The organism is Shimia sp. W99, assembly GCF_053851455.3.
In genome coordinates this window covers 2068618-2080902 of sequence record NZ_JBSQBU020000001.1, presented here as the reverse complement: position 1 = coordinate 2080902, position 12285 = coordinate 2068618, and the positions used below count along the sequence as shown (strand labels likewise).

At 62.0% G+C, this 12285-nt stretch carries 11 protein-coding genes; 6 read left to right on the top strand and 5 right to left on the bottom strand.

Annotated features, from left to right (window positions below; genetic code table 11):
* On the bottom strand, window positions 1-600 hold the full coding sequence (locus ACS3QZ_RS10415) for a thymidine kinase (protein ID WP_456037765.1): 600 nt from the start codon (window positions 598-600) through the stop codon (window positions 1-3).
* A 285-nt stretch (window positions 601-885) separates the two neighbouring features.
* Here ACS3QZ_RS10415 and ACS3QZ_RS10410 point away from each other — a divergent pair, with 285 nt between their 5' ends.
* Both ACS3QZ_RS10410 and ACS3QZ_RS10405 read left to right on the top strand, forming a co-directional pair.
* Window positions 886-1344 carry a hypothetical protein gene (locus ACS3QZ_RS10410; RefSeq protein WP_093092518.1) on the top strand — a complete coding sequence of 153 codons (459 nt, stop codon included), beginning with the start codon at window positions 886-888 and terminating at the stop codon, window positions 1342-1344.
* Window positions 1345-1348: 4 nt separating this feature from the next.
* Complete coding sequence (locus ACS3QZ_RS10405; protein ID WP_456037764.1) at window positions 1349-2224, top strand: helix-turn-helix transcriptional regulator; 876 nt, start codon at window positions 1349-1351, stop codon at window positions 2222-2224.
* A gap of 398 nt (window positions 2225-2622) precedes the next feature.
* Here the strand turns inward: ACS3QZ_RS10405 and ACS3QZ_RS10400 are convergent, their stop codons facing one another.
* Window positions 2623-3744: a beta-ketoacyl-ACP synthase III gene (locus tag ACS3QZ_RS10400; RefSeq protein ID WP_456037763.1), complete on the bottom strand. Its 1122-nt coding sequence runs from the start codon at window positions 3742-3744 to the stop codon at window positions 2623-2625.
* A 183-nt stretch (window positions 3745-3927) separates the two neighbouring features.
* Complete coding sequence (truA, locus tag ACS3QZ_RS10395) at window positions 3928-4695, bottom strand: tRNA pseudouridine(38-40) synthase TruA (protein ID WP_456037762.1); 768 nt, start codon at window positions 4693-4695, stop codon at window positions 3928-3930.
* 109 nt (window positions 4696-4804) lie between these two features.
* On the opposite strand from truA, the gene ACS3QZ_RS10390 reads away from it, so the two are divergent.
* From ACS3QZ_RS10390 to ACS3QZ_RS10380, 3 genes are all read left to right on the top strand, one after another.
* Complete coding sequence (locus ACS3QZ_RS10390; protein WP_456037761.1) at window positions 4805-6220, top strand: YcjX family GTP-binding protein; 1416 nt, start codon at window positions 4805-4807, stop codon at window positions 6218-6220.
* Window positions 6217-7212 carry a YcjF family protein gene (locus tag ACS3QZ_RS10385; RefSeq protein ID WP_456037760.1) on the top strand — a complete coding sequence of 332 codons (996 nt, stop codon included), beginning with the start codon at window positions 6217-6219 and terminating at the stop codon, window positions 7210-7212. The genes ACS3QZ_RS10390 and ACS3QZ_RS10385 overlap by 4 nt, the downstream gene beginning before the upstream one ends.
* Before the next feature lie 85 nt (window positions 7213-7297).
* Complete coding sequence (locus ACS3QZ_RS10380) at window positions 7298-8008, top strand: VIT1/CCC1 transporter family protein (protein ID WP_456039329.1); 711 nt, start codon at window positions 7298-7300, stop codon at window positions 8006-8008.
* 130 nt (window positions 8009-8138) lie between these two features.
* On the opposite strand, the gene ACS3QZ_RS10375 is transcribed toward ACS3QZ_RS10380, so the two are convergent.
* Both ACS3QZ_RS10375 and ACS3QZ_RS10370 read right to left on the bottom strand, forming a co-directional pair.
* On the bottom strand, window positions 8139-8543 hold the full coding sequence (locus ACS3QZ_RS10375; RefSeq protein ID WP_456037759.1) for a group III truncated hemoglobin: 405 nt from the start codon (window positions 8541-8543) through the stop codon (window positions 8139-8141).
* An 85-nt stretch (window positions 8544-8628) separates the two neighbouring features.
* On the bottom strand, window positions 8629-9036 hold the full coding sequence (locus tag ACS3QZ_RS10370; RefSeq protein ID WP_456037758.1) for a group III truncated hemoglobin: 408 nt from the start codon (window positions 9034-9036) through the stop codon (window positions 8629-8631).
* 255 nt (window positions 9037-9291) lie between these two features.
* Between ACS3QZ_RS10370 and ileS the strand changes: the two genes are divergently transcribed.
* Window positions 9292-12201 carry an isoleucine--tRNA ligase gene (gene ileS / locus ACS3QZ_RS10365; protein ID WP_456037757.1) on the top strand — a complete coding sequence of 970 codons (2910 nt, stop codon included), beginning with the start codon at window positions 9292-9294 and terminating at the stop codon, window positions 12199-12201.
* Window positions 12202-12285: the final 84 nt, after the last annotated feature.

Sequence of the window (12285 nt, the reverse complement as noted above, 5' to 3'; positions counted from 1 at the left end):
TCAGGCAACGGTGTCGGTCGGCAGATCACCCATCGCTTCGCGCCAGTGGCGACGACACAGCGAGACATAGGTTTCATTGCCGCCGATCTGAACCTGCGCGCCCTCGCGCAGCACGGCCCCGGTTTCGTCCTGACGCACGACCATGGTGGCTTTCTTGCCGCAATGGCAGATCGTGCGCACCTCGCGCATTTCGTCCGACAGGGCGAGCAGCGCGGCAGAACCAGGGAACAGCTTGCCTTGGAAATCGACGCGCAACCCGTAGCACATGACCGGAACGCGCAGATCGTCCACGGCGCGCGCCAGCTGCCAGACCTGATCTTCGGTCAGGAACTGGGCTTCATCGATGAAGACGCAGGTGACTGGACCTTCGACGAGGCGGGTTTGAAGCTGCGCGAACAGGTCTGTGTCCGGGCCGAATGTGTCCGCGTCCTCAGAAATACCAATCCGCGAGGCGATCTTGCCCTTGCCAGCACGATCATCAAACCGCGCGGTCAGAAGGTACGTCTGCATGCCTCGTTCGCGGTAGTTGTGGGATGCCTGCAAAAGCACGGTCGATTTGCCGGCATTCATGGTCGAGTAGTGAAAGTAGAGCTTGGCCATGCGCGCGGTGATAGGACGGTGTAGCGGGCGTGCGCAAGAGGGTTGCTGCGGAAAGTCCCACCGGGATGGGAGGCGGGCTTTCCTGCAGACGGGGAATACGCCTCCCCTGGCGGGATGCAAAGGGAGGCGTACCCGTAGTATCCGACGTAACAGTGCCGGAAACTCACACATGCCCGCGACGTCACAAGCAATTATTGAATGACAAATCGGGCTTAAGTTATTAATGGGAAAAGACTTGTAACATTCCCCGGTTTTGGGAATGGGTGGTAGACTCGGAGCATGGGTATGGGCGTCGTCGGAAGCTATTTGAAGAAACATTCGGAGGCCCTCGTCAAGGATGTGGGGATCGAGGCGGCGTGCAAGCTGACCGGCAAGTCAAAGGCGACACTGGGGCGCTATTATTCGGCCCATGACGAACACGAAGACCGGTTCATGCCGATCGACGCCGTGGTTGCGCTTGAAGAGGCGGCCTCTTACCCGCATGTCACCGCAGCGCTTGCCGAATTGCAGGGCATCACGCTGTCCCATGACGAACGTCGCCGCAATACCGACGAAAAGGGCGGTGTGAACTCCGATGTGATCGCCCTGAGCCAGCGTTTTGCCGTGCTGATGGCGGAATACAGCCAGTCGATCGAGGACGGGATCATCACCGTGACCGAGGCCAAACGGCTTTTGCGCGAGACGGTGGCGCTGCAGCAGGTCCTTGTGGACATGAAGCTGCATCTCGAAGAGGAAACGGTCTAGGGCGATGGAGGATGGCCAGAACCGCCGCCCCCTGACAGCAGCCGAACAGTATGTGCCGGAGCTGTTGCAGGAGTTTCTGGTGGGCCTTGAGGCCACGTCGCACTCGGCGGATGTCTGGCGGCTGATTGTCCGTCTGGGGCGGACATTGAACCTGCCTTATATCGACTTCATTTCGGCCAATAACTACGCCGACTGGAAAAAAACACTCTTTATCCGCACCTCTTACGATTCGACCTGGCTCAATGCGGTCAACAAAGACCCGGACCTGGCCAAGTGGTCCTATTTCCGTACGCACGCGATGCACCACCTGACACCGATTGCGGTCGGGCTGGAGTTTGTCGACGAGTACCACCATATCCCCGAGGCGCGCTACAAGGTGCTGCGCGAAGCCGCTTCACGTGGCATCCGTGCCGGCTTCTCGATTCCACTGCGGGTGCATGCGCCCGCGCAGGCCGCGTTGATCACGTTTTCTGGCAATCACAGCAAGCGGGACATGAAACGGATCATCCAGACGCATGGATGGGTTCTGAATGCCGCTGCGCTGATGGGACATCAGCGCTACATGATGCATTTCGCGGCCGAGTTCGTCGAGCGGAACGCGATTTCCGACAAACAGCGCGAGTTGCTGGAAATGATCGGTGCCGGCTTGCAGGACAAGGTGATCGCGGAACAGTTGGGGATCTCGGTGTCCGCGGTGCGCCAGCGCATGAACAACCTTCTGAACAAGACCGGCTTGAGCAACCGCGCCGAGCTGGCCGCACTCGCCATGAGCTCCGGTTTGCTGCCCGACCCGCTGAGCCACCGGGGGGATGGGCGGGATTCGGTTCTGGTGGAAATGGGTGTCTCCGAAAACGGTCCGGGCAAGTTTCGCAGCCGCTAGGGAAAGCCCCGGTTTTTCGGAGGACAAAAAATTGGGTGTCCCGGATAACCGGAACACCCAGACGTCATGAAATGACCTACAGGAAAACCGATGTGCACGGGTGTGCATCTCGATTGATCCTCTGCACGGGACAGCACAGAGCAGAAGGTGATTGGAGAATTCTCCGCCCGAACGCCCGATCCGCGACCGCCTGGGGATGCAGCCATGTGCGGCTCAAGCTCCTTCCAAAGACGAGATTACCTTAGGGAAGAGTGCGTGTCTGGTAAGGAATCCCAAACTATTGGGTAATACGTGACTGTTAATTTTGACAGTATTAGCCGAATCCACTGGTGAATTAGACAGGGTCTTGATGCTGGTTGGCATCGCGATTTCGAATCGCCAGCCGCAAATGATCCAAATCAATGTCGGCGCAAAAGTACCGAACCGACCGAGTAACCGGCCCCGAAGGAACAGATCATGCCGTGTTCGCCCGGAGCGATGTCATCGGAGTATTTCGAGAAGGCAATGATCGACCCGGCGGACGAGGTGTTCGCGTAGTCCTGGAGAATATTGGGTTGCTCGCCAGGCTCGGGGCTGCGACCAAGGACTTTCTTGCCAATGAAGTCGTTCATGGTCTTGTTGGCCTGGTGCAGCCAGATGCGACGCAAGTCATCCTGTCCGACACCTTCGTCGGCAAGGTGATCGAGCATGTGCTGGGACACAAGGGGCAGCACCTCTTTGAACACCTTGCGGCCATTCTGCATGAACTGCATGTCGCGGCGATCCTTGAGACCGTCCGGGCGCGAACGGCGCAGGAAGCCGTTATTGTTGCGGATGTTGTTGGAGAACAGTGTCGCGCAGCGGGTCGAGATCACGTCGAAATAATCACCCTTGGCGTCCTCGCTGCGTTCCAGAACGGTCGCTGTGGCCACGTCGCCGAAGATGAAGTGGCAGTCGCGGTCGCGCCATTCCAGGTGCGCCGAACAGATTTCGGGGTTCACGACGATGGCCTTGCGCACCGATCCCGAGCGGATCATGTCGGCGGCGGCCTGAATACCAAACGTGGCCGAGGAACAGGCGACATTCATGTCGAAGGCAAAGCCGTTGGCTCCCAGCGCGCTCTGTATTTCGACAGCGACCGCAGGATAGGCGCGTTCCATGTTGGAGGCGGCACAGATCACGAGGTCGATGTCACCTGCGTCGACGCCGGCCTGACCAAGTGCCTTCTGGCAGGCGTCCAGCGCCATTTCACACATCAGCGAGGGTTCGTCATCACTGCGCTGGCGCAGGAGCGGGTGCATGACATTCGGGTCCAGCACGCCCGTCTTGTCGATCACGTAGCGCTGGTTGATGCCGGATGCCTTCATGATGAACTCGGTCGAGGAATGTTCTATCGGCTCCATCGTACCCGCGGCGATGGCGTCGGCGTTTTGAGCGTTTACCAGATCGGCATAAGCGTTGAAGCTTTGGACCAACTCGTCATTGGTGATCACGTTTTCAGGGGTGAAGACACCGGTACCGGTGATGGCGGGCTGGTACATTTAAGGCCTCATGCGGTTCTGATGGAGGTCAGATAGCACCAGATTGACGGGCCGGGTCAAGGGTTTCCGCAAGGTAAGCTGGTGGCGTTTGGCCTTGGTTCGTTGGGGTTGGAGGGGGTGAGTCCTCATTTGGGCCGAGGGCCAATTCACCCTTGGGGTATTTTTGGCAAATGGAAGAGATTGTCAGGTGAACGGGTCGTCGGGGTAGCCGACACCGGCAAGGTAAAGTCCTTGGGGCGGGCAGACAGGGCCACATGCGGCGCGGTCGCGAGCGGCGAGTGCGACGGCCACGTCTTCGGGCGTCCAGGCGCCCGCGCCGACCCTTTCGAGCGTGCCGACAAAGCTGCGGACCTGATTGTGCAGAAAGGAGCGAGCGCGCACATGAAAGTGGATTTCCGGCCCCCAGAGCGTATCGACCTGTTCGACGCGCAGTTCATCAAGGGTTTTGACCGGGCTGGCGGCCTGACAGATGGAGCTGCGGAAGGTGGTGAAATCGTGATGACCGATGAGGTGGTCGGCGCCGCGCTGCATGGCGTCTGCGTCCAACCTGTGGTTCACGCGCCAGACGAGGCCGGATTGATGCGTCGCAGGGGCGCGGCGCATGAGGATGCGAAAGAGGTAGCGCCGCTCGATCGCGGAAAAGCGGGCGTGCCAGTCATCCGCGACACGCGCGACGTTGCGAATGGCGACGGGGGCGGGCTTGAGATGATGGTTGAGGGCTTCGGACAGGCGAAAGGGATCCCAGTCCTTGGTCATGTCGCAATGGGCGACCTGAGCCAGCCCGTGCACTCCGGCATCTGTGCGCCCGGCAGCGGCGATTGTGTGCGGTCCCGGCTCAAGACGCGCAAGCGCGGCCTCGATTGCGCCTTGCACCGAAGGCTGATCGGCCTGGCGCTGCCAGCCGGCAAAGGGGTGTCCGTGGTATTCGACCTGAAGGGCATATCTTGGCATGGCCGCGCTTTAGACCATTCCAAGGGGGAAATGAAGCGGTCTTGGCCCACTGGAAAAGGGCGGGGGCAGGGCTTAGGTTCCAAGCGAAGCAGTCAAAGGGGCCGTGGGTTTGGTCATTTCCACAATTGCGGACAGCGTGACACGCGGGGTCGAATCCATCGGCGACGCGGTATCGGAGGCGTTGTTCGAGCCGGTGATCCGTTTGGGAGTGACCGGGTTGGCGCGGTCGGGCAAGACCGTTTTCATCACCTCTTTGGTGGCCAACCTGATGGATCGGGGGCGTATGGGGCAGCTGGTGGCCGCCTCGGAAGGCCGCATTGACGCAGCATTTTTGCAGCCGCAGCCGGATGTCACGGTGCCGCGTTTTGATTATGAGAAACATCTTGCGGCCCTGACCGGGCCGGAGCCGCATTGGCCCGACAGCACGCGGGCGATCAGCGAATTGCGCCTGTCGCTCAGGGTGCGCCCCTCGGGATTGCTCTCGGGGTTGCAGGGGCCGCGCACGATCCACCTTGATATCGTGGATTATCCGGGGGAGTGGTTGCTGGACCTCGCGCTGCTCGACAAAAGCTATGAGCAGTGGAGTGGTGAGGTTCTGGAGCGCATTGCCGGGCGTGCCGAGGCCGAAGCCTATTGCGCGCTGATGCAGGCGGCAGATGGAGGCGCGGAGCTTGATGAGCCGCGCGCCAAGGCGCTTGCCGCGGCCTTTACCGAGTACCTCAACGCCGCGCGCAACGCGGGGTATTCCGATTGCACGCCGGGGCGGTTTTTGCTGCCGGGCGACCTTGAGGGATCGCCCGTTTTGACCTTTGCGCCTTTGACGGAGGTGGCGCCGGCCGGAAAGCGCTCTTTGTGGCGGGCGTTCGAACGGCGGTTCGAGGCCTATAAGGCGCAGGTGGTGAAGCCGTTTTTTCGGGACCATTTCGCGCGGATTGACCGGCAGGTGGTGCTGGTCGATGTGCTTGGCGCGATTCATAACGGGCCGCGCGCGGTGGAAGACATGCGGGGCGGGCTGGCGGATATCCTGTCGGCGTTTCGCCCCGGTAGGAACGCGTTCCTGTCCCGGCTCCTTCTGGGCAAACGGGTGGAGAGGATTCTGTTTGCGGCGACCAAGGCCGATCATCTGCACCATTCCCAGCACCCGCAACTGACCGCGATCATGCAGGCGCTGACCCGAGATGCGGCGGACAGGGCGCAGTTTGCCGGGGCGGAAACCAGCGCGCTGTCGCTGGCGGCGCTCAGGGCAACGGTGGAAGAAACGATTTCTCATGAGGGCAAGGCGCTGGACTGTGTGCGGGGGCGGTTGCTCGACACCGGGCGGCAGGCGGCATTTTACCCCGGGGCCTTGCCCGATGATCCGTCGCAATTGCTGGTTCCGGCGCGGGACGGGGCCGAAACCTGGCTTGGGCAGGACTATGAAGTGATGAGATTCGCGCCCGCGCCCCTCAGTCTGCGCCCCGGCGAGGGGCCACCGCATATCCGGCTGGACCGGGCCGCGCAATTCCTGATTGGAGATCGGTTGTGACCAACGGGCCTGTGTTGATTGATTTGGACGGCAAGCCGTCCGTGAACGTGGCCGAAGCCGCCCCGGTGCCGGATGTGACACCGCCTTTGCCGGAGGGGCAGGCGATGCAGGTCGCGGCGCGGCTGGGGGCGCGGCGGTCGTCGCGGCTTGCGCGGTGGTTCTGGGCGTTGCTGGCGGCGTTTCTCGGGGCGGTTGTTTCAGTGGCGGCTTGGGATTTCGTGACCGGGATGGTCGCGCGGTCACCAGTTCTGGGTTGGACCGTGACGGGGATCGGCGCGGCGTTGCTACTGGTGGCAGTGGCCATGATGTTCAAGGAGCTGGCCGGATTCGCGCGGTTGCGCCGGGTCGACCAGCTGCGCCAGCGGGCGGATGCGGCACAAGCGGGCGGGACGCTGGCCGAGGCGCGCGTGGTCGTAGACGATCTGACCCGGTTCTATCGCGGACGCGAGGATACGCGTTGGGGCCGGGAACGGCTGGCAGAGCGGCGCGGTGACGTGATGGATGGCGATGCCCTGTTGCAGCTGGCCGAAGCCGAGGTGATGACCCCCTTGGATGAAGCGGCACGACGGGAAGTGGAGGCGGCTGCACGACAGGTGGCCACAGTCACTGCGCTGGTGCCGTTGGCGCTGGCGGATGTGGTGGCGGCGTTGACGGCGAATATGCGGATGATCCGGCGTGTGGCCGAGATTTACGGCGGGCGCGCAGGGACGTTGGGCAGTTGGCGCCTGTTCCGGGCGGTGATGACGCATCTCGTGGCCACCGGGGCCGTCGCCGTGGGCGATGACCTGATCGGAACGCTGGCGGGGGGCGGTGCGCTGGCCAAGTTGAGCCGCCGGTTTGGCGAGGGGCTTGTGAATGGCGCCCTTACGGCTCGTGTCGGGGTGGCGGCGATGGAAGTCTGTCGCCCGTTGCCCTTCGGCGCGGGGCGCCGCCCGTCGGTTTCGGGGCTGGTCAAGCGGGCGTTGACGGGGTTGTTCGAGCGCTCGGGATAACGCGGTGCATCATGCGATGCCCGGCGGTCTTCGTGGTTTGATCTGCCGCATGGAGGCAGTGGGAAAGGTCTGGCATCTTGGGGTCATGAAGGATCACGGCCATTCCCAGAGCGAAGTTGAACAGCGCATCGGTGCACCGCCAGGGCGGGGGTATCTGCGGGATCTTGTGTATGGCGGGATCGACGGGTCGGTCACGACCTTTGCCATTGTCGCGGGCGTGGCCGGCGCGGGGCTGTCGCCTCTGATCATCGTGGCGCTGGGGCTGGCGAACGTGCTGGCGGACGGGTTTTCGATGGCGGCGGGAAATTACTCGGGAACCAAGGCGGAGCTGGATCATGCGCGCCGGTTGCGGAGGGTTGAGAAGCGGCATCTTCGTGAGCACCCAGAGGGCGAGCGTCGGGAGATCAAGGAAATCCTGCGCCTTAAGGGACTGGAAGGGGAGGTTCTGGAGGCGGCGGCGGATGCGATTACGGCCAATGAAGAGGCCGCCATTCAGTTGATGCTGGAAGGCGAATACGGATTGGCCGGTGTGGATCCGCACCCGATGCGGGCCGCTGTGGCGACGTTCCTGGCGTTTCTCGTGGCCGGGCTGATCCCGCTTTTGCCTTTTGTTTTTGGGGTATTGGATGCGTTTGCATGGTCTGCGGCGATGACGGGGGTGGTCTTTTTTGTCATCGGCGCCAGCAAATCATTTTGGTCGCCGGAACCGTGGTTGCGGTCGGGGTTCGAGACGCTGGCGATCGGTGGTGCGGCAGCCGCGATTGCCTTTGGAGTGGGGTCACTGTTCCACCCGTGAGCGAGGTGCAAGAGGCGCCGTTGGGACGCCTCCGGCGGGAGTATTTTTGGCAAAATGAAGCAGATGCCCAGTGCAGAAACCCTTGCGGTTTTGCGTCGGTATCACGTCGGTATTGTGTCGGTTTGAACCGTCACTCTTGCAGATGGGGTGGGACTTTGCCCTGCATACCCATGCTCAGCCGTTTGCCGAGGCGATGGGCGACCATGGACCAGGCGCGCGCCTGATCGGGCGAGAGTTCTTCGGACAGGACCGTGTCGAGCAGGGCCAGCCAGGGATCGAAATGGGCCAGTTGCATCGTGCTGGCCTGATTATGGGCCTTGAGCGGATTGCCCTGATAACTGTTCTCGCCCAGCAGAGTGCTGCGCCAGAAGCTTGCCACGCGGGCCACATGCGCGGGCCAGGCATCGTCTGTCACGGTCGCGGCGAATACGGGGCCAAGCGTGTCATCCTCCCGGATAAGGTCATAAAACCGCGCGGTCACGCGGTCGATCTGCTCGGCGCTCAGGGTGGCTTCGGCGGTGGGCGTAGAGGTCATGGCAAAGGTCCGTCAATCGTTACCGGGTCAGGAAACCGGAGCGTTGACGCAAGGGCAATGATACGCATTGCCGCGCCCGGGCCCGTCAGCGCAGGATCGGGACGCCGCCGGGACCTTTCTGGCGTTCGACGACGCTGGCGCGCAGGCTGCGCCCGATTGTGTGTGCCAGAGCCGACCAAGAGGCGGCCTGTTCGGGGGCGAGTTCGCGCTTCAATGTCATGTCAAAGAGCGCCAGCCAGGGTTCGAACATGCCGGGGCGGACATTGCGGGCGTCCTTGTGGATTTGTGCCGGATTGCCGTCATAGCTGCGCTCGTAAAGGATCGCGTTGGCCCAGAAGCGGGTGATCTTTTCCTCATGCGCGGGCCAGTCGTTCACGTGGACGGCAAAGACCGGACCCAGACCGGGGTGCTGGCGGATTTGCGCATAGAACGCGGCAACAACGCGGGCGATGTCTTCGCGGGAGATGTCAAAGCGTGGTGGGATGGGGGGCATGTTCAGGTCTCGCTCTCTGTGTGGGCACACTAGTGTTGCAGGCAAGAAGGGAAAAGGGCCAAAGCGCCGCGTTTCAACCCTCTGGACGCTGGTTTCACGCGGGCCTATAAGACCGGCATGATGATGCCCCGCCACGCGATCATTATTCGAATTATATGCCCGGCGCTCTGAAGCACGAGCCGCCGGGACAAGGCGTTTGAGATGTCGCGCCGCCCCAACCATTCCGATACGACCGATAGATGAAGGACGCCAAAGATGTGCGCCGATACACCTGAGTACAAAGACACCCTGAACTTGCCCAAGACCGATTTTCCGATGCGAGCGGGCCTGCCCAAGCGCGAGCCGGCTTGGTTGGAGCGCTGGGAAAAGATCGGGGTTTATGACAAGCTGCGTGAGAAAGAAGGGCGCGACCCCTTCACGCTGCATGACGGGCCTCCCTATGCCAACGGGCATCTGCACATCGGCCACGCGCTCAACAAGACGATCAAGGACATGATCGTGCGCAGCCATCAGATGATGGGGTATGACAGCCGCTATGTGCCGGGCTGGGATTGTCACGGCCTGCCGATCGAGTGGAAGATCGAAGAGCAATACCGTGCCAAGGGCAAGGACAAGGACGCGGTGGACGTGGTCGAGTTCCGTCAGGAATGCCGCGCCTTTGCCGACAAGTGGGTCGACATCCAGCGCGAGGAATTCAAGCGGCTGGGGATCACCGGCAACTGGGAAAAGCCCTACCTGACGATGGATTACCATGCCGAGGCGGTGATTGCCGGGGAATTCATGAAGTTTCTGATGAATGGCACGCTGTATCAGGGGTCCAAGCCCGTGATGTGGTCGCCGGTGGAAAAGACCGCGCTGGCCGAGGCCGAGATCGAATACCACGACCACAAGAGCCACACGATCTGGGTCAAGTTCCCCATCGTGCGGGCGGTGGAGAGAACCGGCGCGCGTTCGCAGCTTCTTGGCGTGAACGTGGTGATCTGGACCACGACCCCGTGGACGATCCCGTCGAACCGCGCCGTGGCGTTCAACCCGGACCTCTCCTATGGCCTTTACAAGGTCACGGCAGCGCCGGAGGGCAACTGGGCCCAGAAGGGCGAGCATTATCTTCTGGCCGACAACCTTGCCGAGGACGTGATGAAGGCGGCCAAGGTCGAGGAATTCGTCCGTAAGCGCGATGTGAGCGCCGAGCAGCTTGACCTTTTGATCTGTGCGCACCCGCTGCGCGGGGTCGCGGGCGGCGAAGGCGAATGGGACTATGATGTGCCGATGCTGCCCGGCGACCACGTGACCGACGAGGCTGGGACCGGGTTCGTGCACACCGCGCCGAGCCATGGTGCGGACGACTTTATCCTTGGGGTGAAGCACGGGCTTCAGATGACCCATAACGTGATCGAAGACGGATCGTTCCGCGCGTCGCTGCCGTTGTTCGGCGGTGAAGTGATCATCACGCCAAAGGGCAAAGAGGGCGGCGCCAATACAGCGGTGATCAACAAGCTGGCCGAGGTTGGTGCGCTGATCGCGCGGGGCCGGGTGACGCATAGCTATCCGCATTCTTGGCGCTCGAAGGCGCCGGTGATCTTCCGCAACACGCCGCAATGGTTTGCCGCCGTCGATCGGGACATCGAGGACGGGCAGGGCGAGATGGGCGATACCATCCGCGAGCGGGCGCTGAATTCGATCGACAAGCTGGTGAAATGGACCCCGCAGGCGGGCCGCAACCGGCTATATTCGATGATCGAGAGTCGCCCGGACTGGGTGCTGAGCCGCCAGCGGGCCTGGGGTGTGCCGCTGACCTGTTTTGTGAAGAAGGATGCGTTGCCAAGTGACGAAGGGTTCCTGTTGCAGGACCCGGCGGTGAATGCGCGGATCGTCGAGGCTTTTGAGCAAGAGGGCGCGGATTGCTGGTATGCCGAAGGCGCGAAGGCGCGGTTCCTTGGCAATGAGTATGACCCGGAAGAATGGGTGCAGGTCTATGACGTGCTGGACGTTTGGTTCGACAGTGGATCGACCCATGCGTTTGTGCTGCGCGACCGCGAAGACGGGACCAAGGACGGGATTGCCGACGTCTATATGGAAGGTACCGACCAGCATCGCGGCTGGTTCCATTCCTCGCTGTTGCAGGCCTGTGGCACCAAGGGGCGCGCGCCTTATCGCAACGTGGTGACCCACGGGTTCACGCTGGACGAGAAGGGCAACAAGATGTCCAAGTCGCTTGGCAATACCATCGTGCCCGAGAAGGTCGTGCAGCAATACGGCGCGGATATCCTGCGTCTGTGGGTTGCACAGACCGATTACACCGCCGATCAGAGGATCGGGCCGGAAATCCTCAAGGGGGTGGCGGACAGCTATCGCCGCCTTCGCAACACGATGCGCTTCATGCTGGGGTCGTTGTCGGAATTCAGTGAGGCCGACCGGGTGGAACTGGCGGATATGCCGGAGCTGGAGCGCTGGGTGTTGCATCGCCTTGCCGAGTTGGATCACAAGGTACGCACCGGATACGCGGCGTTTGATTTCCAGGGTGTGTTCTCGGCCGTGTTCAACTTTGCCACCGTGGACCTGTCGTCCTTCTATTTCGATATCCGCAAGGACGCGCTTTATTGCGACGGTGACACGGCACGGCGTCGGGCAGCGCGCACGGTGCTTGATATCCTTTATCATCGCCTGACCACGTGGTTGGCGCCGATCCTTGTTTTCACCATGGAAGAGGTCTGGCTCGAGCGGTTCCCGGGGGAGGCGTCCTCGGTGCATCTCGTGGACTTCCCGGACACGCCTGCGGATTGGCTGGACGAGCCCCTGGCCGCGAAATGGGCGCAGGTGCGCGAAGTGCGCCGTGTCGTGACCGCGGCTCTGGAAATCCAGCGGACCGACAAGGTGATCGGGGCGTCGCTTGAAGCGGCACCGACCGTGCATGTACGCAATGAAGAGGTGCTGATCGCGCTGAAGGGCGTGAACTTTGCCGATGTCTGCATCACATCGAGCGTATCCCTGACCGGTGATCCGCTGCCTGCCGAAGCTTTCCGCATGCCGGAGGTTGAAGGCGTGGGCGTGGTCTTTGAAAAGGCGGACGGTGCGAAATGTCAGCGGTGCTGGAAAATCCTGCCGGATGTGGGCAGCCACGCGCATGCTGCGGTCTGCGGCCGTTGTGACGAGGCACTGAGCTGATTAGGATCCAGCCTCCAACCGCATGATGAATTGGGGGCCGGCCCCCAAACCCCCGGAGTATTTCGGGCAAAATGAAGAGAAGGG

Coding starts and splice junctions, on each gene's coding strand:
- ACS3QZ_RS10415 (WP_456037765.1), bottom strand. CDS start 600: ATGGCCAAGCTCTACTTTCACTACTCGACCATGAATGCCGGCAAATCG.
- ACS3QZ_RS10410 (WP_093092518.1), top strand. CDS start 886: ATGGGCGTCGTCGGAAGCTATTTGAAGAAACATTCGGAGGCCCTCGTC.
- ACS3QZ_RS10405 (WP_456037764.1), top strand. CDS start 1,349: ATGGAGGATGGCCAGAACCGCCGCCCCCTGACAGCAGCCGAACAGTAT.
- ACS3QZ_RS10400 (WP_456037763.1), bottom strand. CDS start 3,744: ATGTACCAGCCCGCCATCACCGGTACCGGTGTCTTCACCCCTGAAAAC.
- truA (WP_456037762.1), bottom strand. CDS start 4,695: ATGCCAAGATATGCCCTTCAGGTCGAATACCACGGACACCCCTTTGCC.
- ACS3QZ_RS10380 (WP_456039329.1), top strand. CDS start 7,298: ATGAAGGATCACGGCCATTCCCAGAGCGAAGTTGAACAGCGCATCGGT.
- ACS3QZ_RS10375 (WP_456037759.1), bottom strand. CDS start 8,543: ATGACCTCTACGCCCACCGCCGAAGCCACCCTGAGCGCCGAGCAGATC.
- ACS3QZ_RS10370 (WP_456037758.1), bottom strand. CDS start 9,036: ATGCCCCCCATCCCACCACGCTTTGACATCTCCCGCGAAGACATCGCC.
- ileS (WP_456037757.1), top strand. CDS start 9,292: ATGTGCGCCGATACACCTGAGTACAAAGACACCCTGAACTTGCCCAAG.